Annotated in this window: 23 protein-coding genes and 1 pseudogene; 15 read left to right on the top strand and 9 right to left on the bottom strand. The window is 40.3% G+C overall.

Features of this window, described 5'->3' with window-relative positions:
* Positions 1–68: 68 nt before the first annotated feature.
* The 4 genes and pseudogenes from ABMY41_RS01475 to ABMY41_RS01460 all read left to right on the top strand — a co-directional run.
* Positions 69–452 (top strand): annotated as a pseudogene (locus ABMY41_RS01475) (LysR substrate-binding domain-containing protein); the annotation flags it as partial.
* Positions 453–537: 85 nt separating this feature from the next.
* Complete coding sequence (locus ABMY41_RS01470) at positions 538–1098, top strand: RNA polymerase sigma factor (protein ID WP_055021034.1); 561 nt, start codon at positions 538–540, stop codon at positions 1096–1098.
* On the top strand, positions 1095–2165 hold the full coding sequence (locus ABMY41_RS01465; RefSeq protein WP_289097996.1) for a FecR domain-containing protein: 1071 nt from the start codon (positions 1095–1097) through the stop codon (positions 2163–2165). Before ABMY41_RS01470 ends, ABMY41_RS01465 begins: the two co-directional genes overlap by 4 nt.
* Positions 2166–2173: 8 nt before the next feature.
* Positions 2174–5197 carry a TonB-dependent receptor gene (locus tag ABMY41_RS01460; protein WP_058584871.1) on the top strand — a complete coding sequence of 1008 codons (3024 nt, stop codon included), beginning with the start codon at positions 2174–2176 and terminating at the stop codon, positions 5195–5197.
* 58 nt (positions 5198–5255) lie between these two features.
* On the opposite strand, the gene ABMY41_RS01455 is transcribed toward ABMY41_RS01460, so the two are convergent.
* A complete protein-coding gene (locus tag ABMY41_RS01455) occupies positions 5256–5654 on the bottom strand; it encodes a biopolymer transporter ExbD (protein ID WP_349273994.1) in 399 nt (132 codons plus the stop codon).
* Between the two features lie 290 nt (positions 5655–5944).
* Between ABMY41_RS01455 and ABMY41_RS01450 the strand changes: the two genes are divergently transcribed.
* A complete protein-coding gene (locus tag ABMY41_RS01450) occupies positions 5945–6922 on the top strand; it encodes a catalase family peroxidase (RefSeq protein WP_349273993.1) in 978 nt (325 codons plus the stop codon).
* A gap of 234 nt (positions 6923–7156) precedes the next feature.
* Positions 7157–8311 (top strand): IS110 family transposase, encoded by a 1155-nt coding sequence (locus ABMY41_RS01445; protein ID WP_349273992.1) that lies wholly within the window; start codon positions 7157–7159, stop codon positions 8309–8311.
* Between the two features lie 381 nt (positions 8312–8692).
* On the opposite strand, the gene ABMY41_RS01440 is transcribed toward ABMY41_RS01445, so the two are convergent.
* Complete coding sequence (locus tag ABMY41_RS01440) at positions 8693–9190, bottom strand: DUF2306 domain-containing protein (RefSeq protein ID WP_335993262.1); 498 nt, start codon at positions 9188–9190, stop codon at positions 8693–8695.
* A gap of 248 nt (positions 9191–9438) precedes the next feature.
* Here ABMY41_RS01440 and ABMY41_RS01435 point away from each other — a divergent pair, with 248 nt between their 5' ends.
* Entirely contained in the window at positions 9439–10410 is a 972-nt protein-coding gene (locus ABMY41_RS01435; RefSeq protein WP_349273990.1) for an integron integrase, read from the top strand.
* 287 nt (positions 10411–10697) lie between these two features.
* On the opposite strand, the gene ABMY41_RS01430 is transcribed toward ABMY41_RS01435, so the two are convergent.
* The 6 genes from ABMY41_RS01430 to ABMY41_RS01405 all read right to left on the bottom strand — a co-directional run bounded on the left by ABMY41_RS01430 (position 10698) and on the right by ABMY41_RS01405 (position 16365).
* The gene (locus tag ABMY41_RS01430) at positions 10698–11141 is read right to left on the bottom strand and encodes a PA2169 family four-helix-bundle protein (protein ID WP_058584881.1); all 444 of its coding nucleotides are present in this window, start codon (positions 11139–11141) and stop codon (positions 10698–10700) included.
* A 186-nt stretch (positions 11142–11327) separates the two neighbouring features.
* On the bottom strand, positions 11328–12266 hold the full coding sequence (locus tag ABMY41_RS01425) for a LysR family transcriptional regulator (RefSeq protein WP_054554698.1): 939 nt from the start codon (positions 12264–12266) through the stop codon (positions 11328–11330).
* A gap of 16 nt (positions 12267–12282) precedes the next feature.
* Positions 12283–14007, bottom strand: a complete 1725-nt coding sequence (gene aceK / locus ABMY41_RS01420; protein ID WP_349273987.1) for a bifunctional isocitrate dehydrogenase kinase/phosphatase — start codon at positions 14005–14007, stop codon at positions 12283–12285.
* A gap of 91 nt (positions 14008–14098) precedes the next feature.
* Positions 14099–14578: a DUF4124 domain-containing protein gene (locus tag ABMY41_RS01415; protein ID WP_252948306.1), complete on the bottom strand. Its 480-nt coding sequence runs from the start codon at positions 14576–14578 to the stop codon at positions 14099–14101.
* A 75-nt stretch (positions 14579–14653) separates the two neighbouring features.
* Complete coding sequence (locus tag ABMY41_RS01410; protein ID WP_054561351.1) at positions 14654–16147, bottom strand: DUF3413 domain-containing protein; 1494 nt, start codon at positions 16145–16147, stop codon at positions 14654–14656.
* A gap of 5 nt (positions 16148–16152) precedes the next feature.
* A complete protein-coding gene (locus tag ABMY41_RS01405) occupies positions 16153–16365 on the bottom strand; it encodes a DUF1414 domain-containing protein (RefSeq protein ID WP_036967930.1) in 213 nt (70 codons plus the stop codon).
* A gap of 63 nt (positions 16366–16428) precedes the next feature.
* Between ABMY41_RS01405 and yejK the strand changes: the two genes are divergently transcribed.
* From yejK to ABMY41_RS01365, 8 genes are all read left to right on the top strand, one after another.
* Positions 16429–17445 carry a nucleoid-associated protein YejK gene (gene yejK, locus ABMY41_RS01400; protein ID WP_054554703.1) on the top strand — a complete coding sequence of 339 codons (1017 nt, stop codon included), beginning with the start codon at positions 16429–16431 and terminating at the stop codon, positions 17443–17445.
* A gap of 489 nt (positions 17446–17934) precedes the next feature.
* A complete protein-coding gene (locus ABMY41_RS01395) occupies positions 17935–18390 on the top strand; it encodes a DUF3291 domain-containing protein (protein ID WP_349273986.1) in 456 nt (151 codons plus the stop codon).
* Between the two features lie 31 nt (positions 18391–18421).
* Positions 18422–18949, top strand: coding sequence for a TerB family tellurite resistance protein (locus ABMY41_RS01390; RefSeq protein WP_349273985.1), 528 nt, complete (start codon positions 18422–18424; stop codon positions 18947–18949).
* Between the two features lie 60 nt (positions 18950–19009).
* On the top strand, positions 19010–19813 hold the full coding sequence (locus ABMY41_RS01385) for a hypothetical protein (protein WP_349273984.1): 804 nt from the start codon (positions 19010–19012) through the stop codon (positions 19811–19813).
* A gap of 27 nt (positions 19814–19840) precedes the next feature.
* Positions 19841–20293, top strand: coding sequence for a hypothetical protein (locus tag ABMY41_RS01380; protein WP_349273983.1), 453 nt, complete (start codon positions 19841–19843; stop codon positions 20291–20293).
* A 105-nt stretch (positions 20294–20398) separates the two neighbouring features.
* Positions 20399–20560 carry a hypothetical protein gene (locus ABMY41_RS01375; protein WP_349273982.1) on the top strand — a complete coding sequence of 54 codons (162 nt, stop codon included), beginning with the start codon at positions 20399–20401 and terminating at the stop codon, positions 20558–20560.
* Positions 20561–20585: 25 nt separating this feature from the next.
* Entirely contained in the window at positions 20586–20879 is a 294-nt protein-coding gene (locus ABMY41_RS01370) for a hypothetical protein (protein ID WP_349273981.1), read from the top strand.
* A 217-nt stretch (positions 20880–21096) separates the two neighbouring features.
* Positions 21097–21963, top strand: coding sequence for a PhzF family phenazine biosynthesis protein (locus tag ABMY41_RS01365; RefSeq protein WP_349273980.1), 867 nt, complete (start codon positions 21097–21099; stop codon positions 21961–21963).
* Between the two features lie 58 nt (positions 21964–22021).
* On the opposite strand, the gene rne is transcribed toward ABMY41_RS01365, so the two are convergent.
* Positions 22022–25201: a ribonuclease E gene (gene rne, locus ABMY41_RS01360; RefSeq protein WP_349273979.1), complete on the bottom strand. Its 3180-nt coding sequence runs from the start codon at positions 25199–25201 to the stop codon at positions 22022–22024.
* Positions 25202–25634: the final 433 nt, after the last annotated feature.

Raw genomic sequence — 25634 nt, 5'->3', positions numbered from 1 at the left:
AGATAAAGGTACACCCTGTAGTTTACTTTTTATTGAGCACAAAAAAACGCAAAGCATGTTTACTTAATTTGTGCGCAGCGCCGAGTTATATTGAAAAATATGGGCAACCAAAATCGGTGGCTGATCTAAAAGATCATTACTGGGTGTGTTTGCCATGGTAGCGACAGCTTAAATTTAACGAAGGCGGACAAGTCATTAATTATAATGCGAGAACGCGTTTTACTGTATCTAACTCAGATAACATGACACAGGCGGCGATTGCAGGCCATGGCATAGCGATTAAATCTTATATTGCAATTAAAGATGATTTAGCCGAAGGGCGGTTAATCGAAATACTCCCTAATAGCCTTGTTGATGCTGACGCGCCAGTATGGTTTTTAAAATCACAAAACAGCCTAGTGACGCGCAAAACAGAGGTTTTTTATGAGTTTATGAAATCTTTGTTTACCTAAGGTACAAAAACTTAACAAATGGCTTGTAATTAAACTGAAATCTCGTACCCTAAAGCAATAAAAATATAATAAAGGTGAGTTAAGGATGACAGATCAAACTGGGGTTATCACCGCTTTTACCGAGATATCGAGCAAGCTTAGGCGCTTTGTATCACGTATCGTCAGCCCTGATGATGTAGAAGATATTGTGCAAGAGACGTTTATAAAAAGTTATGAAGCTGATCTTAAGCAAAATATCGAATATACTCACAGTTATATGCTGAAAACGGCTAAGCATTTGGCGTTAAATCATATCGCTAAATGGGACAATAAATACAAAGAATCGTTAGATGAACAACAGCAGGTTGAGCATCACATGCGTTCAATGGCACTTGAAGATGAAGTGACTTCTAAAGAACGTTTTTTGTTTTTTTGCCGTGTGACTAACGAATTAAGCCCTCAGGTTAAAAAATGTTTTATCTTAAAAAAAGTCTATGGCTTAAGCCAAAAGGAAATTGCAGCTAAAATGAGTCTTAGCGAAAGTACTGTTGAAAAACATATAGCCAAAGGCTTATTACATGTTCACCGAGCAATGAAATCACACGACGTACAACCACAGGCATTTACCCCAACCACAGAGTTCACTGCAAAAGAGGTGAACAAATGAGTAATGTCCATCCATTTTCATCAAAAGACATGATTCAAGAGCAAGCGAGTCAATGGATCAGTGCAATTGATCGTGGCCTATCTAAAGATGAAGTAAGCCAATTACATTTGTGGGCTCACCAAAGTGCGGCTCATCAAGAGGCATTATTTGAACTTGCGACCTTATGGGATGAAATGAGTGTACTTAACGAGTTAAGTAGTTTGTTTCCATATAAAGCACCGCAAAAGCAACCTGCAGTGTTTGGTATGGCAACCGCTGCCAGCTTTTTAGTGGCAATGCTTCTTGGTTCTATCATGCTTATCTATTCAAGCTATTGGCAAAGTGAAGAAAACGATTACGCCAAATTCAGCAAAATTTACCGCACCAAAGTGGGTGAGCAAGCTGAATTTGTGTTACCAGACAGCACTATTGTTCAGCTTAATACCAATACTAAACTCGAAGTTGCCTACTCAGGCGATCGCCGTCAGTTGATTTTGAGCCGCGGTGAAGGGCGCTTCAATGTTGCCAAAGATCCAAGCCGTCCGTTTACGGTTATTGCTGGTGATAAATCATTTACTGCACTTGGTACGGTGTTTAATGTTCAAAGAAATACTGCTTCAGACCTAGAGCTAGTGGTGACTGAGGGCAAGGTGATGATTGCTGATCCGAATACGCAGGTTGATGCTAGCGACTTTAATCGTTTAAAAGATGCCTCAGATAACAGTGCAGATATTAAAGCGCTTCGCGCTAATGTTGTTGTATCTGGTGAGAAAGCACTGATAAAACAAAGTAAAACAGAGCCAATTAAACAGTTATCGGTTGATGACGTACAACGTGATTTGGCATGGCAACAAGAAATGCTGATTTTTAATGGCGAGTCTCTAGGCGAAGCTCTACAAGAGGTGAGTCGTTATACTGCCACACGTTTTGAATTAAATGACCCAGAACTTGCCTCATTAAAAGTAGCTGGTGTGTTTAAAACTGGCGACATTAAAGGTTTGCTTGATTCTTTACAGGCCAACTTAGGTGTAGAACATCAACGTTTAGGTGAACATCGTGTAAGCTTAACTATCGCTGCAAAAGGTTAGTTCTGTCTATGAGAATACGCCAATGTAATGATGTTAATTGTGCGCCACCTTCTCGTCACAAAAAATTAATTAAAAAAAAGTTAAATTTACATAGCGGATTTTTCTTCCTCACTTGTTTGTTTAAATTGCGCAGTAAGCAATTGCCGTTGTTACCTGCCTCTTTTGTTATTTATGGCCTCACAGCAGGCCAAGTAGCAATAGCGGCTGAAAAACAAATGCTGCAGTTTGACATCAAAGCGCAACGAGCTGATTTGGCGTTAATCGAATTTGCAAAGCAAACCGAACAAACAGTCATTTTTTCTTTCGAATTAGCAAAGCAATATCAAGCGCAATCTGTGTTTGGCTTTTACACCAAACTTGATGCACTGAATGCGATGCTAGAAGGCACTGAGCTCGATGCGGTTGTTGATCAACAAGGCTTGCTGAGTATAAAACTCAAACAAGTAGATAGGATAGATAATAACATGATCAAAGTATCAGGGGTCAGCGCTGCAGTCGTGCCATTACTGCTTGCCGCCAATACGCAAGCGTTAGCAGAAGATCAATCAGCAGAACAAAACATCGAAAAAATTGCCGTTGTCGGTAGCCGTGTAGCAGGACGCTCGGTTGAAGATTTACCGGTTCCGGTTGATATTTTAAGTGCCGAAGCACTCGAGAATACAGGTCAAACAGAAGTAGGCCGTATGCTTCAGGCCATTGCACCGTCTTTTAACTTTTCAAGCTCGTCTATCAGTGATGGTACTGATGCACTTCGTCCTGCAACATTACGTGGCTTAGGGCCAGATCAAACCTTAGTTCTTATCAATGGTAAACGCCGTCACCAAGCGAGCCTTATTCACATTAATACGTCAGTAGGTCGTGGTACGGCGGGTACCGACATGAATGCTATTCCTGCTGCTGCAATCAAACGTATTGAAGTATTACGTGATGGTGCTGCTGCGCAATATGGTTCAGATGCCATTGCAGGTGTTATTAATATCGTATTAAAAGACGCTGAAGAGGGCGGTAAAGCAGCTATTAATTACGGTGAGTATTCAGAAGGCGATGGTGAAACTGTAACTGTTGATTTCAACAAAGGTTTTGCTTTAGGTGACGAAGGTTATTTAAATACCACAATCAACTACCGTGACCGTGCGCCGACAAACCGTGCAGGCCTTCATGGCTCATGTCAATTTTACGGCTGTACTGAACTTGATGACGGTACGCTATTAGCTGGCGACCCTCGTGAGTTAACAGCACCTCGTGATACTTTTAGAATAGGTGATGCAGATTCACAGCAATTTGCTCTAACCGTTAATACAGGCTATGAGCTTGCTGGTGGTGAGCTATATGGCTTCATCACTTATTCAAATCGTGAAAACGAATCAGCTGCGTTTTTCCGTCATAACGCAAATGCTAATGGTAACCCTGTATTACAAGATGGTGATGCAACCATTCCTATGGGTTTCTTACCGAAAATTAATACTGTCATTGATGACGTGTCTTATAACTTTGGTTATAAAAAATCGTTCGATAATGACTCAAGCATTGATTTATCGTACACCTACGGTGAAAACAGCATTGATTACACAACTAGTGACACTATCAATGGCTCTTACGCTAACTACCTTCGCTATGACCAAGGTTTAACGGCTGATGAAATTCGTGCCACTATTCCGCGTTCAGCGTATGCATATGGTCTTGAATTATCACTGCAAACTCTAAACCTTGATTACACTAAAGATTACGACAACTTCTCATTAGCACTAGGTGCTGAGCTTCGTACCGATGAGTTCCGTATTCTTGAAGGTAGCGAATACGCATACCGTGATTACGACACTGTTGATGGTATGAGCATCTATTCTGGCTTAAATGGCGGGGTAGGTAGTGTTGACGCTGCAAGCGGTACGCAAGGTTTTGGTGGTTCAGATCCGGCATCATCAGTTGATGAGTCGCGCGATGTGATCTCATTCTATATGGATGCAGAAACCTATGTTATCGATGATGTAATTATTTCAGGTGCGGTACGTTACGATAACTACAAAGGCTTTGGTGATACAGTTAACTTTAAGTTAGCGGGTAACTGGTCTGTAACTGAAGATGTGTCTTTACGTGGTGCATTAAGCACAGGTTTTAGAGCACCTTCTATGCAACAACTTTACTTTAATAACGTAAGTACACAGTTTGTTGTAGGCGATGACGGCAGCTTAGTGGCTGAGCAAGTAGGTACGTTTAGAAACGACAGTACCTTAGCGCAATCAATTGGTATTCCTAAGTTAAAAGAAGAGAAATCACAAAACCGTAGCTTAGGTATTGTGTATAACGTAACCGACAATATCAATTTAACCGTTGATTACTACTCGATTGATATCGACGACCGTATCGTTATTTCTAACCGTTTAGGTAAAGGTTTATCAGATACGCTAGATGCTGCACTTGAAAGCTCAGGCGCAGGTGCGGGTCAGTTCTTCTTAAATGGTGCAGACACAGAAACAGAAGGTGTTGATTTAGTTGCCACATGGAACACAGAAGGTCTTGGCGGTACGCTAGATTTCACCTTTGCTGCTAACTTCACTAAAACAGATGTAGTTGATTTATTCACGCCATCAGGCAGTGGTCTTGAGACTATTCCAGTAGAAGATGTGTTTTCTGCCCAAGAAACATCAATTATCGAAGAATGGCAACCAGAAGACCGCATTAACTTAAGCGCGCTTTACCGTTTAGAAGATTGGACAGTAAACCTATCTCTAAACCGTTACGGCGAATACACAGTTGAAGATGGTGGCCGTCAAACATACGGTGCTGAAATCTTAACTGATGTTAAAGTTAACTACTTCTTTAACGAAAACCTGTCATTTAACATTGGTGCAAATAACTTATTTGATGTTTACCCAGATAAGAACACCATTGGTAATTCACGCTCGGGTACGATTGTTGATGCTAGCGGCAACACAATTGTTTCAAGCCCTGGTGTATTCACTTACTCACGTCGTTCAGCACCATTTGGTTTTAACGGTGCGTACTACTACGTAGGTGCAGAGTACAAGTTCTAAACTCCCTTTAGATTCCTTTATTATTTAACTTGCAAAGGGCCGTTAGGCCCTTTTTTAGTTATAAAGACGTGCTTATAGAAATTGGCACATCTTCATATTGTTTTATTTTATCAAGCAAGGTGACCAAGGTTTTGTGGCTGCTTTGCTCACTTGCTGTTACTTGCACATTGGTCATTTCAAACTGTGCGGCAAATAACGCAAGATTAGCGATTATCTGCTCTGGTGTGATAAGCCTATTTGCAAAATAAATACTGTCGTTTTCAGTGATAGTAAATTGTGCTTGATTTTTAGGGTTTTCAAGACTTGGTTTTGCTAAAGGGCGATTTACTTCAATAGCGCGCTCTTTAACAAATGAGGTTGTGACGATAAAAAATATCAGCAAGATAAACACAATATCGAGCATCGGGGTCATATCTACATCAGCGTTTGCAGTGGATTTTTTATGTTGTTTCACCATAATTAGGTCCTTGTTGTTTTTGACCAAGCCACAAAATTTACAATTAAGTGGACTAGCCATAGTCGTGATTAATACCACGGATTATTTTTAAAATGCTGGGCGCCACAGCAGTTTTTCGGATCCTAAATTTAAAGTTAGCAGCTTTTAAAAATACTGTAGTTAAATAAATATTCTAAGTTTATTAAATGTTTGTAGCGTTTTTGTTGGTAAAAATATTTATTAACTTTGATGAAATCATTTTGAAGTTTATCTGGTCATTTTTGTCGGAATTAAGTTTAAAGGATGAATAAATGCTAAAAATTAAGTCTTTAGTTTGTGCTATGTGCCTTGTTTTACCAACAGTAAGTTTTGCTGAGCAACCAGTAAACGGGCAAGATTTTATCAATTTATTTGAAAAGCTTTCAGGTAAGCAGCCCGGTATCAGAAAAGGTCATGCCAAAGGGGTGTGTGCTGTTGGCACATTTACACCTAATCAAGCTGCAAAGCAGTATTCAATTAGCCCTTTATTTAATGCGCCATCAAAAGCAAATATTCGTTTTTCTATGGGCGGGGGTAACCCTCACGCTGATGAAACATCTCGTGCCCCACGAGGAATGGGGGTGCAGTTTGTGCTAGAAAATGGTGATGTACATAATATTGCAGGGCTAACTACGCCGGTATTTGCAGGTAACAGCCCAGAAGCGTTTTTTGGTTTGCTAAGTACCTTAGTACCTGACGAAAAAACTGGGCAAATCGATTTTGCAAAAGTAAAAGCATACAGAGAGCAAAACCCGAGTACCTTAGGACAATTTAATTGGCTGCAAAGCCACAACCCGCCAGCATCGTATGTGTCTTCACGTTATTTTGGTGTGCATACCTTCTACATGGTTGATGAAAAGGGCGCTAAGCATGCCTTTAGATGGACTATGGTGCCAGAAGAGCCAGAACAGGTGCTAACAGAAGAGCAAATGAAAACCTTCCCTAAATCATTTCTGGCTAAGCGACTTGAAGAAGATTTAGCAAAAGGGAAGGTGCATTATCGTTTTCAAGCAGAATTAGCCGATCCCGGTGATGTGTTAACTGACCCTTCAGTACGATGGCCTGCTGATCGCAAAACAATTAATTTAGGAAAGCTCACCATAGAATCGACAGGTGAGTCAGGTTGCGATCTCACTAATTATGATCCTAATCTATTGTCTAAAGGCTTTATGCCAAGTGATGACAAAGTACTTAAATTACGCTCAACAGCCTATGCAATTTCATTTGCAAAGCGTTTAACGGGTAAATAAGTCTTAAGTGTATCCGTCAGGTTTGATTAAAAGGAATTAATAAACCTGACAGGTGTTTATGAGCGAGTAGCAGACTGCAAGATAAACTCGTTTTTGGACAAAAACACGTCAGAGTATTTAATCAGAGACATAATGACTCCCACACGGTGCTAGCCTCCGCTTTTCGTGGGTTAGCTTAATGACAAAGCCAGAGCCATAATTAGTTTGTCAAATAACTAAACAGCAGAGGCTAGCATGAACAAACATAGCATACTTTTTATCGGACTTGATACACATAAAGAATTCAATGAAGTCGCCTATATTGAAGACCATCGAGGCGCACAACCTGTGCACTTTGGTAGAGCGCCATCATCTAAAATAGCCGTTAAAAAACTAGTTCGTCACTTTGAATCTAAATACCCTGATGCAACGCTTCACTTTGTCTATGAGGCTGGCCCCTGCGGTTACTGGATTTATCGGTTAATCACTAGCCTTGGTCATTGCTGCTATGTGGTTGCCCCTTCTCTCATTCCTAAAAAACCAGGTGAACGTGTTAAAACCGATAAACGTGATGCCATGAAGCTCGCAAAGCTACTTAAAACAGAAGACCTTACACCTATTTATGTGCCAGAGCCGGAAGATGAAGCTGTTCGCGATTTATCTCGCGCCCGTGAAGTTGCCATGAAAGATTTAAAAGACGCCAAATATCAACTTAAAGCGCTATTACTGCATAATAATATAAATTATGCTGGCACTGCTAACTGGTCGCTCAAACACCTTCGTTGGCTTACAGAGCTTGTATTATCTCACCCAGCACAGCAACTTGTTTTACAAGAATTTATACAAACAATATCTGAAAGAATGGCACGTTTAGAGCGTCTTGATAATGAATTAACACACCATGTTCATCAATGGCGTTATTACCCTGTCGTAAAAGCAATACAAGCGATGCGCGGCGTTCGTCTATTAGTTGCAGCAGGTGTTATTGCTGAGCTAGGCGATTTATCGCGCTTCGACCACCCTCGTAAACTAATGAGTTACCTTGGTCTTGTACCTAGTGAACACTCAAGCGGCGGAAAACGTCATATCGGTGCGATAACAAAATGTGGCAATGGTAGGGCTAGACGCCTCCTTATTGAAGGTGCGCACACATACAGGTATGCCGCTAATATCTCCACAGATATGCAAAAACGACAAGAAGGGTTGCCAAAGCAGATTATTGATATCGCATGGAAAGCACAACTTAGGCTCTGCAAGCGCTACAAAAAGTTAATCAGTAAGGGAAAGCATTATAACCTTGTAGTCACAGCAATTGCGCGAGAAATGATCGCGTATATCTGGGCTATAGCAAAAGAAGTGGTACTGACACCTGTTGATCCAAAACTAAGATTAGCAAGAGTACCTGCATGATGAACGAATTAGAGTTAATGCATTGGGTCAAGCATCGGGTGTGGCACAACCACCGAGGGCGTTAGGATGGCAATGCAGCTAACGCAGCATTGAACCACGAACATAGACTGAAGACAGGTGCCACGACGAACTAAGTAAGGTCTGCTCTGTTACTAGAAATAGTAATAACCAACGAATATCAGCATGAAAACCGACGACATTACTTGCTTCATCCTATGTATTAACTCGCTCTAATTCGAGCTGAAGAAATTATGGCTTAAAAAGTTAGGCAAGGATCAGTGCGTTTAACTTGACTGTGGGAGTCATACCAACGCCCCAATCACAGGCGATTGAACGCTGGCTATACTAGTGAGGAACGAACGCAGTCAGCGAGAAAGCGTCTTAGTGCATTGGTTTGTTAGCAACCTTTGTGGCAACACTTTTTTTATATTTGACGATAAAAAAGCCACCAATCACCATTACACAGCAAGAAGCTACTGCCACCATCAAGCTAAACATAATACCAAACTCAACAAACGGTAAGCGAACGATGACTTCGGATGCGAAAGCTGCCCACAAACCAACATACGACCAAGCCATCGCCTGAAAATGCCAGTATAGCCAGTTTTTGCGATGTTTAAAAAAAACAGGCCACGCCATGCCAAATAATATAGTGAAAAGTGAGAATGTTGCTAGAAAGTGAAAAGGGCCAAATACAAAGAGAGTCCGAGTAAACAAGCCTGTTACGTTCATGACCAACATAGTAGCGAAGTAGAAATAGCCTACCTTTTTGTGCAGAGAATTACCTTTGATTGTTAAAATGACATATGCACCACTTATCATTGCCAATAATGCAAACAAAGTATGAACTGCACCTATTGTTGTTTGAAAAAAAATCACGCTCTTACTCTAGGTTGCTAACATGTTTATAGCGAGCTAATCGCGCGTTTTTCTACCACAGCGTAGCTCGTTTTTCTTATTAGATTATTTCTAACAAACTTGTTAACTAATTACCAGTGTTATTAAAATTTAGGAGTTCTCGCTTTTACCTCAGGATAAAAACGAGCGATTGGGTCGTTCTCTTGACTATACGAGAGACTTAGCTAAAGCTGTATATATATATACAGCTTCATTGCAAAGGAATGAAAATGAAAACTCGCTCTCCTTATTTAAACTACATTGCAGACTATATGCTCACTCGTCAGTATTCATTAAGAACAATTAATGCTTATTTAGGTTGGATCGCTAAATTTATTCACTTTCACAACAAACGTCACCCAAGCTCAATGGGAGATGCAGAAGTCAAAGCGTTTTTAGACCATATTGTATTAAAACGTAATATGTCACCTAGAACACAAAGTGCAGCTTTAAATGCGCTCGCTTTTTTATATAAACATATTGTCAAAAATGAGCTTTCTTTAAACTTGAATTTTGCACGAAGTAATCGACAACCCAAGCTGCCTGTAGTGATGACGCCTGATGAAGTAAAGCAATTGATGAGTCATCTTTCCAAGCGATATTACTTAATCACGGTGTTAATGTATGGAAGTGGTTTGCGTGTGATGGAAGCGGTGCAATTGCGAGTAAAGGACATTGATTTTGATTACAAATGCATTCAAATTTGGAACGGAAAAGGCAACAAGCATCGTATAGTTACTCTTGCAACGGAGTTGATCCCATTACTTAGAAATCAAATTTTGCAAGTTGAAGAATATTTAAGATTAGATTTACAAAACGAGCGATACGCAGGTGTGTGGATGCCTAACGCTTTAACTCGTAAATATCCCTCAGCTAATAAATCACTAGCGTGGCAATACTTATTTCCTTCCTACAAATTAAGTGATGACCCAGAAACTGGCGAGATACGTCGCCACCATTTCCACCCTACATGTGTTAGAAAAGCGATTAAAAAAGCATTAAAGCAAACCAATATTATAAAGGTTAGTACGCCTCATACCTTGCGCCATTCATTTGCAACGCACCTATTGCAAAGTGGCGCCGATATTCTCACCGTTCAAGCACAATTGGGCCATTCTGATGTCAAAACCACACAGATTTACACCCATGTTTTACAACAAGGAGCAAACGGTGTTGTAAGCCCATTAAGCAAAATTTTCTAGCTATTATTAAAGTATGCGTTAACTTATCATTCAATGTATAGGGCTTGGACCGTTTCTTGATTGCTCAAAGCAGCAGTTAGAGCATTTAACCTAACTTATTTTGGGGCAGTAACGAGTTATGCCTGATGTTAGCTATTGGACTTTAGCCGAACTTTGGTATGGATGGTGGATTAGCTCTTAGTTGCCTTTCATTTGAAGCTATAACCAAGAAGTTAAATATTGATAAATAATAACAGTATATCTAACAGATAAAAGCCCAGCTTAACTGGGCTTTGCACTCTCACAATTTAATGCTTTTTCATTTTACTCATTTCAGCATGACAACTTTGAATTGTCAGCAGGGTTTTTGATAACGCGGCTTCACAATCATGGGGTTGTGGTTTTTTAAGCGCGTGTTTGATTTCGGCTAGTGTTTTATCTTCAACTTCTTCAAGTTCACTAACATAGGTGGCGTTTTTGTCGGCACCGAGTTTGGTGATTACTGATGTATAAGCTTTACGCGCTTCTACAGCAAAGTCAGAGCCATTTTCGCGTTCGCCATTTTCGTTAATAGCATAAGGTTGTAAGCGCTCAACACTTACTTTACGCGCATCTATCATGCGTTGAAATAAGGCAATTATGCTTGGGTCGGTTACTTTTTCCTGAGCTTTTTCATAAAAATCGATACCGCTATTCATAACTTGGATGATATCTGCAATATGATGAACGTCTTGTCCTTGATGAGTATTCATAATGACCTCTTTTTGAATATTAAAAACAATGCAATTAGATACTTGCAAAGCATATTCCAGTTCATTACTTAAATATAAAGTTATTGTATTTCAGGTGGTTATTGGTTTTTCGCGGGAGGAGGATTACTGATAAGCTAAGCTAACACTTTGCTTATCAGCAATAATTACAATTTGGTTGGTAAAATCTTACTTAAGCTCGTCGGCTACTTCTGCAACCTTTTGGCGTAACCAAATATGGCTTGCATCACGGTGTAATAGCGGGCTCCAAATCATATCTAGCTCAAACGGCGGAATAGGGAATGGCGGCTCAAGAATTTTAAGGCCCGGATCGTCTAAATAGATATTCGCCGCTTTTGAAGGCAACGTTGCCACTAAGTTTTGTTCTTTCGCTAAGTGAATGGCTACGTGGTAGTTACGGGTAAAGGTGGCAATATTACGGTGTTTACCAAAGTGAGCGAGCGCCTCATCTACCCAACCTAGCTTTTGCACATCTTTAGGGTCCATACCAACACCTACACCAAAACCTGTTTTACTTACCCAGATGTGGCGTGCTTTTAAATAGCTGTCGAGGCTGAAGTCTTTGATAATTGGGTTATCTGCTTTTACTAGGCAACAAAAACTGTCTTTCCAAATTTGTTTATAGTGAAACGACTGCGGTAAGTTTTCAAAACGGTTGATAGCCATATCTACCTTACCGTTTTCAACATCGTGGAAGGTTACATCACTAGGGGTCAAAATATCGAGTGTAGTATCGGGGGCTTCTTCGTGTAATTTACTTAATAAGCGTGGGGCAAGAGTGCTTGCTGCGTAGTCACTGGCCATGATACGAAAAACACGTTTACTTTGTGATGCTTCAAATTCGCGGTTTGGTGCAAGTGTTTCTTCAAGGGTCATTAAAATGCCGCGGATCACCGGCTGTAACTCTTTTGCGCGCTCTGTTGGTACCATACCTTCGCTGGTACGCACTAAAATAGGGTCGTTAAATAAATTACGGAGTCTTTTTAAGCCATTACTCATGGCAGGTTGGGTAATGCTTAGCTGATTAGCAGCTTTAGTGACATTACACTCCCTTAGTAAAGTATCTAGGTAAACAAGTAAGTTTAAATCTATTTTACTTATATTCATTGTGTGTCCTTGGTGTTTACCAATAATGGATAAATCGTTGTGCAGCAGGGTATGGATAAATGTGGCTAACTACACCTTGCTTATAATTGTATTGTGCTTGTCGCCAATAGGCTGGATCTTCAAGCTCTGGGTGTGTACTCAATAAATATTGCCTATACACCGGGTTTGCTGTCACAAAGGTACATAATTGCTCTGGAAACACATCTTGTGGTGCCACAGAGTAACTTTGCTCATTGGTTAAGTAATCATCGTACGACTTTGCTTTTGGTAAGGCGCGAAAGTTCATGTCTGTTAGGTACTGAACTTCATCATAGTCGTAAAAAATAATGCGATTATGTTTACTTACCCCAAAGTTTTTCAACAGCATGTCGCCTGGGAAAATATTTACGGCGATCATTTCTTTTAAAGCTTGGCCATATTCTTCTATTGCTTCAAACGCTTGTTGTTCACTGGCATTTTCAAGATACAGATTTAACGGTGTCATCCGTCTTTCAATATATAAATGCTTGATGATTAACCATTCGCCTTCAATAATCATCGAAGAACCAATGGTTTTATGTAACTCTGCAAGTAATTTACTATCAAATCTTGCTAGTGGAAATACGACGTTCGAATACTCTATGGTGTCGGCCATGCGGCCAACACGGTCATGGCTTTTTACTAATTGATAGCGTTTTAATACGGTATCGCGGCCAAAGGGTTTGCTTTCACCAAAGGTGTCTTTAATGACTTTAAACACATATCCAAACGACGGCAGGGTAAATACCATCATCACCATACCCGGTGTACCAGGGGCAATTACAAGCTGATCGTTTGAATGATCTAAATGACTTAAAAACTCTCGGTAAAACTCGGTCTTACCTTGTTTATGAAAGCCTATTGCATTGTAAAGCTCTGCCAGGGTCTTGTTTGGCATAAGTTGATTTAAAAAGCGTACTAACGCTGATGGTGCATGGGTTTCAACCATAAAATAAGCACGGGCAAAACCAAAGATAACCCGCATTTGCGATGATTTGGTGAGTAGGGCATCAAGGTATAGCCCTTTGTCTTCATGGTGTAACACCGCAATAATAAATGGCTGTACGCCACTTTCTGACACCACGCGGCCAACAATATAAGCCGCTTTGTTTCGGTAAAACGGGGCTTGCAGTATATCAAAGCGCATTTGCCATGCTTGGTGATGTGTATCGGGCGCTTGTTTATAAAAGGCTTTTACGAGCAAGCGAATATCGCGTTCTAAATCAACAAAGGGCGCTTTAAAATCAAACTGATTAATAATTTTGCGTATCGTGGGTCTTAAGCCATCAACAACAGGGTGGTAACTGCGGTATTCAACTTCCATTGGTAGCGCGGGGGCATCTGCAAGCGTCGCTTTTACAAAGATAAAGTCATTATTAAAATAACGACGATGAAATAAACGACAAAAAACAGAGTTGTAAAAGGTTTCGGCGAGTTCTGCTTGAGGGTGAAAGCGCAAAAATTGCTGATAGAGCTGTTTGGTTTCGAGCCAGCAGGTTTGATCTAAGGTAATAATTTGCTGTTCGTTGAGCGACTTAAGCTTAGCAATGGTTTCGTTAACCCGATCATCGTAATGGCTAATTCTAAGTTTGCTTATCTCATTTATTTTTTGCCAATCACGATGTGCAAACGCAAGTGGTGCCTTGGCTGTAATTGCTTGAAAGAGTTTATAGTGATTGCGAAACCCAGATAAAATTAACTCTGCAATGTGTTGTGGCTGCATATAAACTCCTTACTTATACCAACATAGAGCAATAACTCTATTGGTGTTAAGAATATGTTATTTATTCTTCAAACCCAATAGTAAAGTGTATTTAATTATAGCGAGCTAGTTTTTTCTCTAGATTTGCGAGTTTTTTATTAACACTTTTTACGTCGCGCCCGTATTGCTTGTTAATTGCTTTTAGCTGTTTTTTTATGTCTTTATTAATTTGTTTAGCTTCTTTATCAGACAAAATTCGGTTTAAGCGCTGCTCTTGCTGGTACTGAGCTCGGTCTCGATCACGGCTTAAAATATCTAAACGGTGTTTATAGCTGCGAATTTCAGCTTCGAGGTTTCTGATAATTTGCTGGCGCTCAAGCTCGTTGAGCTCTTTAACAAAGTTTTGCGGAGCTTGTAAGTCTGGGTCGGTTACTTGAATTTTATGTTTGGTTGCACGGCTACCACAGGGAAATTCACTAAATACGGTGCCTCTGTCTGTGACACATTTATAGTATTCTGTGGTGGCAGCAAATGGTTTGTTGGTAAAACAAAGTAGTGTAAGTGATATTAGATAAATGATTATGGCTTTCATGACGTCCGTGTCTCCTAATCAAATAAGGTGTCTAATATCTAAAGCTAGCTCGAAATATTGATTTATCAATAAGCGCTAGGGCGTATATCGTTTCAGCTTTTTAATGCTTTGCACTAAGAATGGAATATCTAATCCTTGTTCAATGGCAAAGCCTTGCGCTGCTGAAATATTTTTAAAGTTACCGTCTGAATCTATCAGAGTAATTCTGTCTTTTTTAAATGCAATAAATACATTTTGCGAGTAGTTAACACCGGTGTCGTCATGGCGCTTGTATAAGTTACTGCCTAACATGCTTTGTTTAGCTAGGGTTTTACAACCAAGGTAATGCCCCACGCTGGTGGCGATAATATCACTTGGTTGAATAAGGCCTTCGGTTTGTACAACTTTTTTATCTGAGCTGTATAAGCGAGAGGCTGTAACAATACCATTGCTCTGCTGTGCAAGACTAAAAGCAAATACGGCATTAGCAGATTCACGCGCTTGTGTTGTAGCGTCTGCGCGTACAAGGCGAACCGCTGGGTTTTGGTCGTCGTTATTAATAAATTCGAATTGCTCAAAACCATTAATTTGAATTGAGCGATTATCAGCAAGCCACACAGGTAGTTGCTGTTTGTCTAGAATAGGGGCTTTGTAAAATGCTGGCAGGCCGTACACTAAACTAAATAGCGTATCTTCGGTTTCTACTGGCTGTAAGAACAAGTCTGTTTTACGTAATGCTGGCTCAGTGGCAACAAATTGCTCAAGGTCAGCATTATTTTCAAATACTAAAATATCGATAGTCGCACTCGACTCAGCTTTGCACTCGGCAAGTGGAGTAGGAGCTAAGTAATCAATATTATGTGGGTCAAGCCTCACATCGTGTGCTTCTTTGTAGCTTTCTAGATCTAGTAAATCGTTTTTAGCTAATAAGCTTTTTGCTGTAGTAGGGTAAGACAACGGCAATACATTATCTTGTTTAGTGATATCAAATTTTAAATTGGCATCTGCCCAAATATGAATACTGTGGCTAAGTGCAAAACACACTAAAATAGTGCTGGTTGCATAGCGCGGGAACTTATATTGTTTTAAGCGTGCCAAATGGTGCCAGGTGTAGTTACTGACTAATAATTGGAATGCTAGAATTAGCAGCACAATGCCGCCTGCAAGAATCGTTGTTAATGCTGGTGAGCTTGTTAAGCGGTGCCACAACAAAGAAACGATTTCAGGTAGAGCAGACGTATTTAAGTGATAACCCAAGTTAAAATAAACATAGGCATCAAGCGTTAAGAATGACGCGCCGAGGGTTGCAATAATGGCTGCCATCCCTCGGATATGCCGAGGGTATGGAAACACTAAGCTTAATGGAAATATCGTTAAAACAAAGGCAATAAAAGTAATAAAGCTGGTGTGGCTTAACCAGGTCACGAGCATGTATAAATAGCCCATGAAGGTTGTCGGTGCACTGTCTGCAACTAAGTAGCTTAAGCTAATAAATAGCACTAAACCTATGTTTGCAAAGGTGAACCAATGGCCCCAACTTAAAAGCTGACTTACTTTTGAAGAAAACTGACTTTGTTGCGATAAATTCATAAATCTTATTTAACCGACTGTGCTAATGCTTTTGCAAAGTTGTCGGCAACAGCTTGTCTTTTCTCTGATGGTACATGCTCTTTTAAAATATGCGTGATAGAATTTCCTAAACACATAAGGCTTAAATCAACAGGCGCTTTGTGCTCTGTTAGTACATCAATCAGCTGATCAACGATTTGTTCTACTTGCTCATTAGAATATTTTGATATGATAGGCATCAGTTGGTTCGATAAAAAGAGTTATATTCCCGTATTTTAACACCAGAGGCGTGAAAAACAAAGATGACAATAGATGTTAAAAAATTAGTCGTTCATTATGTAGACAAAAAAGATGACGATACAGATATTCATTTACGCAATGATGAAATGGTTGTTAACGATAAAGTAGCCGTTTTTATCGAGCAGCTACACCATGCATATAATGGTAAGCCAGGTAAAGGCTACTGTGCATTCAGCGGCGAGAAAAACAGCATTGTTGCTTCGGCAATGCAAAGTTACCGTAACGACGAACTTGGCTTTTGGCACATGACAGAGCAAGCAACGAATGTGCTAAAAGAAGAGTTAAATAAGTATGCCTTTAACGAAACGGGTTATTTAGTTTTTTGCCATTATCAATATGTTGCAAGTGACTTCTTGTTAATTGCGATGATCAATATTAAAGAGCATTACTCAATTACTTCTGAGCTTGATTTAGCTTCATCTCGTCACTTAGATATTTCGCGTATGCAACTAGCTGCACGTGTCGATTTAACTGCGTGGGATACGCAACCAGAAGATAATCGCTATGTGTCGTTTATTAAAGGTCGTGCAGGTCGTAAAGTGGCTGACTTCTTTTTAGACTTTTTAGGCTGCGAAGAGGGCATTGATCCTAAACAGCAAAGCCAAGTTATGCTTAGTGCTGTAGAAGACTATTTATCTGAGCAACAATACGACAAGTCAGAAAAAGACGAGCTACGTAAGCAAGTTTTTGATTACTGTAATGATTGCGTAACCACCGGTGAAGATGCCAACGTTAAAGAGCTTTCTGCAACCTTATCGAAAAATGACGACAGCCCATTTGAAAGCTTCTGCCAAGAGCAAAGCTATGACTTAGAAGAGTCGTTCCCTGTTGATAAGAAAACAGTCACTAGTATGGTGAAGTTCTCTGGCATGGGCGGCGGTGTTAGCGTGAGCTTTGAACGTAAACACTTAGGTGAGCGCGTAATGTATAACGAAGCAACCGATACACTAGTGATCAAAGGTATTCCACCTAATCTTAAAGACCAGCTTCAGCGCTTTATGGAGCAAGACGAAAGTTAATCTTGCTCAAGCTTAAAGCTCTAAGTTTTAAGCGATAAGCTGATAAATACTCTTTTTATAGCCCAGCATTTGCTGGGCTTTTTAGTTTTTATGTGCTTGAAAACACAATCACTACAGGAGGAAACATTGCGTCAAACAATAAATACATTTCGGTTTAGGGCCTTACACTAGAGATGAATTTACAGCTTTAGAATTTCAACTCGCTTTACCTAAGCTAAAGTAAAAAATTTACTTCTAATATTTTCTTTGCTTTAGTTTATCAGACAGTTCATCTTCTGACTGCGGCGGTGATTGCGGTGGCGGAGATTAGATAAAGTAGCTCCAGTTGCCATCATTGATTTAGTAAAACATCTACTGATGGTTTTAAGCATGGTTAATATAAAAATTCGAATAGTGGAAGGCGTAAAAATGCTTTTCTTTTCCTTCAGTATCGCTTAGTTTTAAGACATTAAAGGTACAAATTCCCCCGATGGCTAAGGAGAGTCATAAATGAAACTTGCCCAACTAAATATTGCTCTTGCTAAATATCCATTGGATGCCCCTGAAATAAAAGATTTTGTTGATAATCTTGACTTAATAAATGGCGTTGCTGAAAACAGTGCAGGTTTTGTATGGCGATTAAAAGACGAATCAGGCGATGCCACCAATATTAAATTGTTTGATGATCCGAATATGATAATCAATATGTCTGTGTGGGAAAGCGTTGAAGATCTTAAAAATTTTATGTTTCGCACACATCACAGAGATTTCATGCGCAGAAAAGGTGAATGGTTTCAGCGCTTATCAGAAGATAGCTATGTTTTATGGTGGATTGAAGATAACCATATTCCAACCCCTCAAGAGGCATTAGAAAGGTTGCAAAATCTTCGTGAAAACGGCGACACACCACATGCTTTTACATTTAAAAGTAATTTTACGGCTGAAGAATTTAAAAAATATAAATAACAATAGACTGCAATAAAAATAAGGAAAAATTATGCATGTTGTATTAGGTGTTTTAGGTATTGTAGTGACCATTTTGGTGTTACTGAATCGACTTCAAGAAGGGGGGATAGATATTGGTTGGTTGAATCCTTTTAGCTGGTACCGACGTCGTAAATTCAGGAAACACCATGATTTAAATCCTGCATTTAAGTTAGATTCACCCATGGATGTAGCTGCGTTATATATGGTTGCAGTAGCCAAAGTAGACGGTGAAATGAGTAAAGAACAAAAAGAAAAAATCTTATCGCTTTTTAACAGCGAATTTCATTTAACTATGAAAGAAGCAACTGATTTATTACGCTCAAGTACGCATTTGTTAGGGCATACTAGCGACGTTTACGATAAACCTCACAAAGTAATTGAGCGATGCTTAGATAAAGTAACAAAAGAGCAAGCAGCTTCAATTTGTTATCTCGTCGATGAGGTAGCGAATGTTGAAGGTGAACCGACGGCTCAGCAAAGAAAACTTGTCACAGAGATAAAAAATGCATGCCCTCGGGAGGCTGCTGGCAAGTGGTAACTCATCCACAAAACCAAACAGCTGAAAATTAAAATGACAATTATAACCCCTTAACTGATTTTGAAACGTTCTAGTGAATATCGTGAAGGTGTAACTACTTATCAAATCTTTAAAGATGTTTATGAGAGAGTTTTTATGAAAAAAAAGTTATCAGTGGCTTTATTGGTTTTATCATCTTTTGCTAACTCAACAACGTGGGGAGAGTTAGAAGTAGATGACCCAATCGTTAAGGGTGCAAAATGTGCGGTTGCTGAGCCTGCAAGCTATGGTGGTTATATTTACAGTTGGCCATCAAAATATGACCAGGTGTTTTGGCCACATACGGAAAGTAATGGCATTTGGTTTTGCGAAACATCGGGTTTTATAGCTTTAATTGGGGACTTTGACGAACTTAAACCTGCAGAAATCGAGAGAATAACGGAATTTCTTTCGTCTCAACACATTTCGAAGCCAACTCTAGAGCAAAAATTAGCTTTGCTCGAGCAAACTTACGCACTTCGCGAAAAAGATGAATTTTTTAAAAATAAGTTGCTAAGGATCCTTGCTCGTTGGCAGCAGTCTTTAGGGTACCTTGATAAGGCAAATAGCTATCGAGCTAGAGCATTTCAAGAGATTCAACATGCCCTAAATGGAGATTTAGATGGATATAAACGACTTGAATACCTTTATTTGGCGACGAACTACTCAAAGCAGTTTGCAGAGCAAAATAAAAATGTAGGTTACTTAGACGATTTGGAAACAGCATTGAAATCGGTGACTGATCCTGAGTTAAAAGGCTATGCAGGGTACTTGTCTGAATTGATAAAGGACAGCGTTTATATTAACGAAGGCGGGAAGCTCGACCCTGACTTACCGAAACAGTAATGAATACCGAATAACAAGGTTGATTATATGAAGTACAGGATTCTAGTGTTGTTAATGCTTGCGTCAAGCTTTCAGGCTAAATCGGTTCAGAAGCTGTCTAATACTGAACTTAGCTTTATATTTTCTTCTATGGAAGTGCTTTATAAGAATAAATCTTTCCCGCAAATTAGGGTCATTCAAAGCTGGGAGTCGCAGACTGAATGTGATGGTGAATATCAAACTTGCCCAAATGCTAGGTTATTCATATCAGTAAATACAGGCGATCTTTACGAAGTTCCAGCCTTATTTGAATTACCAAAATCCAAAGGCTGGCAATACGTTAGTTTTGTAGAACATGATGATTCATTCTTACTTATGATTAAAACAACGCTAGATCATGCAAATGTATCCGCTGAGTCGAGAAGTAAGTGGCGCAGTAAAGTCTATGCAATAAAAATTTCTAAATATGAATACGATGAACTAGAGGTCATAGAAAAGTAACTTCATTTAATAATTTTGCCTTGCAGCAACATGGATATTCAGGGCAGAAGTAATGTAAAAAATGAGTACTAGGAATAAAGCAACAGCTAAATAAGGGACACGACCATGATAAAACGTAACAAAGCTAATACTGGGCTACTTTTTTGTATCGGTGCCGCTATTGGATTTTCTATCTTCATTGCATACCAGCAACTGATTATCGGTCTTTTATTTGCTGTAATAAGCGTTAGTGTTGCAATCTTAATTGTTTCAAATAAATGGCATTAACTAATGCTTTTCCGGGTGATGAAAAATGAATTTATCTTTCACTACGAAAAGATTAAATGTGATTGAAATAGACGCAAGCTCGTCTATGGTTGAGCATCATCAATTAACGATTGCCTTACCAACGATATTAACCCCTGCTTTAGTTGCAAACTTACCTGGTTATTTTCAGGGGATAGATTCTATAGCTGCTGCTGAAAAGTGGCTGGCTAACATGCTTAACGAGTGCCGTTTACTAATGCTGCAATCTCAACAACAAGAAGTTGTTGGGCTTTTATTTATCTATACCGAAAAGCATGATGCACATATCGGTTATTTTTAGCTGAGCAGTACTGGGGGCAGGGCCTTGCATTTGAATTATTGCAGGGATTTATAAACCTCGCAGGTACTCAGTCACACTGGCATAAGCTCATTGCTGGTGTTGATGAGTCTAATACACCATCAATTAAACTTTTAAAAAAGTTGGCTTTTGAAAAGCAAGCATCTAAGGAAAATGGCATGTTGTTTTATGAATTAAACTTAAACCAAGGCATACAATAATGATAATAACTGCATTTTTAGTTAACTCGTTTAGTGCAAATAATACAGGCGGCAACCCAGCAGGTGTTGTGTTGAATGCAGATAAACTCACCAGCGCAGAAAAACTGACGATTGCAAAAGAAATTGGCTTTTCAGAAACCGCATTTGTGGCGCAAGATCATGAAGTTGACTTTGCTGTATCATTTTTTACGACAACGGAAGAAGTTGATTTTTGTGGCCATGCAACCCTAGCGGTGTTTGCTACGCTCTTCGAACAAGGGTTATTAAAACCTGGCTATTACACTCAACGGACAAAAGCGGGCCTGTTAGGCGTAACAATTGCCGAAGACGGTCAAGTTACCATGGAGCAAGCCTTGCCAAAATACCTTGGGGGCTTTGCTTATGACGACCTTGCAGGCTTATTAGGGCTTGGTGAAACGACTCTGGCAGAAACCGGCTTGCCGATCGATGTAATAACTACAGGATTGCCGGATATTATAGTCGCTGTGCCGAATGGCTACTTAGATAAAATCACTATCGATGAAGTGGCGCTTAGCGAGTTCTGCCAACAGCATAACGTGATAGGTGTGCATGCCTTTGAATTATTTGAAGAGCAAAGTGAGCTGACCGCAAGCTGTCGTAACTTTGCGCCTTTGGTTGGTATACCCGAAGAGTCAGCAACCGGTAGTGCCAGTGGTGCGCTTGCATGCTATTTATCAAAACACGTATTTGTAAAGCAAGAAAACCATTTCAAGTTTGAACAAGGCCGAGCGATGGGGTGCAGTTCACATATTTCTGCCAGTGTTTATTCGGATGAGCAGGGTGTTTATAAGGTTCTTGTAGGTGGCTATGCAAATCACCTAGGTACACAAGATATTACTTTATAAGAAGAATACATACAAAAAAGCCGCGTTATAAACGCGGCTTTTTTATTAAGTGACTAAATTAATCAGCCGCTAAGGTTTTTGCCATATCAGCACGGGCTCTGCCAGCAGGTTTAATTGAACCTGCACGAAGGCCGCTATCTGGAATAGCTGTACGCTTGTCATGCGCCATAGCCGCTGGTGTTGGCTCTGGCTCACTATCTGCAACAGGCGTAGGTTTTGCCATTGCAGCGCTTGCTGAACCTTTTACTAAAATAGTTTTTTCATTTTTAGCAGGTTCTACAGCTTTTACTGGTTCCTCAGTTTTAACTGGTTCTTCAGTTTTCACTGGTTCCTCAGCTTTTACTGGCTCTTCAGTTTTCACTGGTTCCTCAGCTTTTACTGGTTCTTCAGTTTTAACTGGCTCTTCAGCTTGTACTGGCTCTTCAGCTTTAACTGGCTCTTCAGCTTTCACTGGTTCTCCAGCTTTAACTGGCTCTTCAGCTTTCACTGGTTCTTCAGCTTTTACTGGTTCTTCAGCTTTTACTGGTTCTTCAGCTTTTACTGGTTCTTCAGCTTGTGCTGGTTCTTCAGCTTTTACTGGTTCTTCAGTTTTAACTGGCTCTTCAGCTTTTCCTGGTTCTTCAGTTTTAACTGGCTCTTCAGCTTGTGCTGGTTCTTCAGTTTTCACTGGTTCTTCAGTTTTCACTGGTTCTTCAGCTTTTACTGGCTCTTCAGCTTTTACTGGTTCTTCAGTTTGAGCCTGTTTCGCTTTTAGCTCAGCTTCATATTCAGCAGCAGCTTGGTCGGCAACTGGAATAAATGCTGGCGCATCAGTTTTCTCATCACTTGATTTTTCATCATGCTCAGGGCGACGGCGACGTTGACCAGCAGCACGTAAGTGGCGAGGTGAACGACGAGAGCGTGTACGAGGTTGAGCTTGTTCTTCATCAGTTGATGATTCAACTACCGATTCAGTTTGCTCTGTTTGTTTAGGCTCAGCGTCAGCTTTTACTGGTTCTGCAGGTACTTGCTTTTCAGCAACGGGCTGTTCTGCTTGTTCAGTTTCAACTGCTACTTTTTCTTTTGCAGGCTTAGCTGGTTTTTCAGCTTTAGGTGCTTGCTCAGTTGTTTCAGTCGTTTGTACTGCTTTTGCTTCATCTGCGCTTTCATCTGTTACGCGAACTTTTTTGCGTAAGTTGCGACGTTGACGACGAACCTTAGGTTTAGTTTCCTTTGGCTGCTCAGACTTCGTCTCTGGTGCAGTGTCTTTATTCGTTTGTTCTACATCATCATTACGTTTTTCATTACGTTTTCTGTTGTTAGAATTACGACGACGTTTGTTGCGATTCTCGTTACCTTCTTTTTGCTCAGGCTTATTTGAAGTATTTGTGTTTTCTTCTTTAGCTTGTGCATCGTCAGGACGTTTATTACGAGAGTTGCGACGGCGCTGGTTGTTGCTACGGCGACGGTTGTCGTTGTTGCGACGATTATTGCTACGTCTTTGTGCAGCTTTTTTCTCTTCTTGCTCTTTTTCAGCTTCTTCTTCGGCATTGCTGAATAACGACTTGAAGAACTTACCAATGGCAGCAAATAATCCACCTTCTGACTTTTTAGCCGCAGGTGTTGTTTGCTCAGCTTTCGGTGCAGCTTGAGGCGCAGGTGTAGTAGGCATAACAACACCTTTAAGAACCGGCTCTTCACGAACTGGTGCTGAAGGCGCTTTAGCCATTTCAAATGCTTCTGGCTCAGGAGCAACAACTTGCTCGTAGCTTACTGTTTCGATTGTTTCGTCTTTACGTAAGCGAACTACTTCGTAATGTGGCGTTTCCATGTGTTGATTAGGAATGATCACAACATCAACGTTATGGCGCTTTTCGATGCGTTGAACACTACGACGTTTTTCGTTTAATAGGTAAGCGGCAACAGCCACAGGCACTTGTGCATTTACTTGTGATGTGTTGTCTTTGATTGCTTCTTCTTCGATTAAACGAAGGATAGACAGTGCAATTGATTCGTTAGAACGAATCGTACCTTGGCCATTACAACGAGGACATGGACCTTGGCTTGCTTCACCTAATGATGGGCGTAAGCGCTGACGCGACATTTCAAGCAGACCAAAGCGTGAGATCTTACCAATCTGTACACGGGCACGGTCAGGGCGAGCAGCGTCTTTTAAACGATTCTCTACTTCGCGTTGGTGGCGTGGTGGTGTCATATCGATGAAGTCGATAACAATAAGACCACCTAAGTCACGTAAACGTAATTGACGGGCAATTTCGTCTGCCGCTTCTAAGTTAGTATTAAGTGCTGTTTCTTCGATATCACCGCCTTTAGTGGCTTTAGATGAGTTGATATCGATAGACGTAAGCGCTTCAGTTGGGTCAATTACAATTGAACCACCTGATGGTAAGCGAACCTCACGTTGGAAAGCAGACTCAATTTGGCTTTCAATTTGGTAGTGGGTGAATAGTGGTACATCGCCCTGATAAAGCTTAACACGGCTCATGAAGTCAGGACGGAAACGCTCAATATGGGCTTTCGCTTCTTCAAATACACGTGCTTTATCAATTAAAATTTCACCAATATCACGACGTAAATAGTCACGGATTGCGCGGAAAATTACGTTACTTTCTTGGTGAATTAAGAACGGAGCAGGGCCGCTATCAGCAGCTTGCTGAATTGCTTGCCAATGCACTAATAGTGCTTTTAAGTCGTACTCTAGTTCTTCAAATGATTTACCAACACCTGCAGTACGAACAATTAAGCCCATGCCTTTAGGTAGTTCTAAACGGCTCAGTGCTTCTTTGAGTTCAGTACGCTCATCACCTTCGATACGGCGAGAAATACCACCGGCACGAGGGTTGTTAGGCATAAGTACTAAATAGCTACCTGCAACGCTGATAAAAGTCGTTAACGCAGCGCCTTTTTGGCCACGCTCTTCTTTATCAACTTGCACAATTACTTCTTGGCCTTCTTTGATCACGTCACGGATATTTGGACGACCTTGGAATGTATAGCCTTGTGGGAAGTAGGTGCGAGCTATTTCTTTAAGAGGAAGGAAACCGTGTCTCTCAGCGCCATAATCAACAAAGGCAGCTTCTAGTGACGGTTCGATACGGGTAATTTTACCCTTGTAAATATTTGCTTTTTTTTGTTCGTGACCTGGGCTCTCTATGTCTAAATCATACAGGCGCTGGCCATCAACCAGTGCAACGCGCATTTCTTCTTGCTGCGTCGCATTGATTAGCATACGTTTCATATTGTTACTCTACTAATTCTGTCGCTGACATGACGATATAAACTCGTCTGTTCAGTGGTTTCTGACGGTTGTTTTTGTGCAGTCTCACGACTGGGTAAAGTCAAAACCTGAAGTTGTTTGCTTACATTGAGCATCACTAGGTGTGGCTGACAATAACATGTTGTCACGTTATTAAATTCTTATAGGTGTCAAAACTGCCGCCAATTCTGCGGTTTTAATTTACGAGTTTTGTCCCGAAGTCGACCATGTTCAAATTTTTATTCAATGTCTTGCTACAACAGCTGCTTCTGAATGACGTTGCTACGTCGTCACTATCAGTCAATTTATCTTGTTCAATTGCTTTTTATGTTCATTAATCAACATTCGTGCTCAAATTATTCAGGCAATATATTACGCGCATCGCCGATAATTGAACGCTCGTGTTGGCTGGGTA

This window comes from Pseudoalteromonas sp. BZA4 (genome assembly GCF_040104395.1).
GTDB lineage: Bacteria > Pseudomonadota > Gammaproteobacteria > Enterobacterales > Alteromonadaceae > Pseudoalteromonas.
This window is presented reverse-complemented; position numbering and strand designations above follow the sequence as displayed.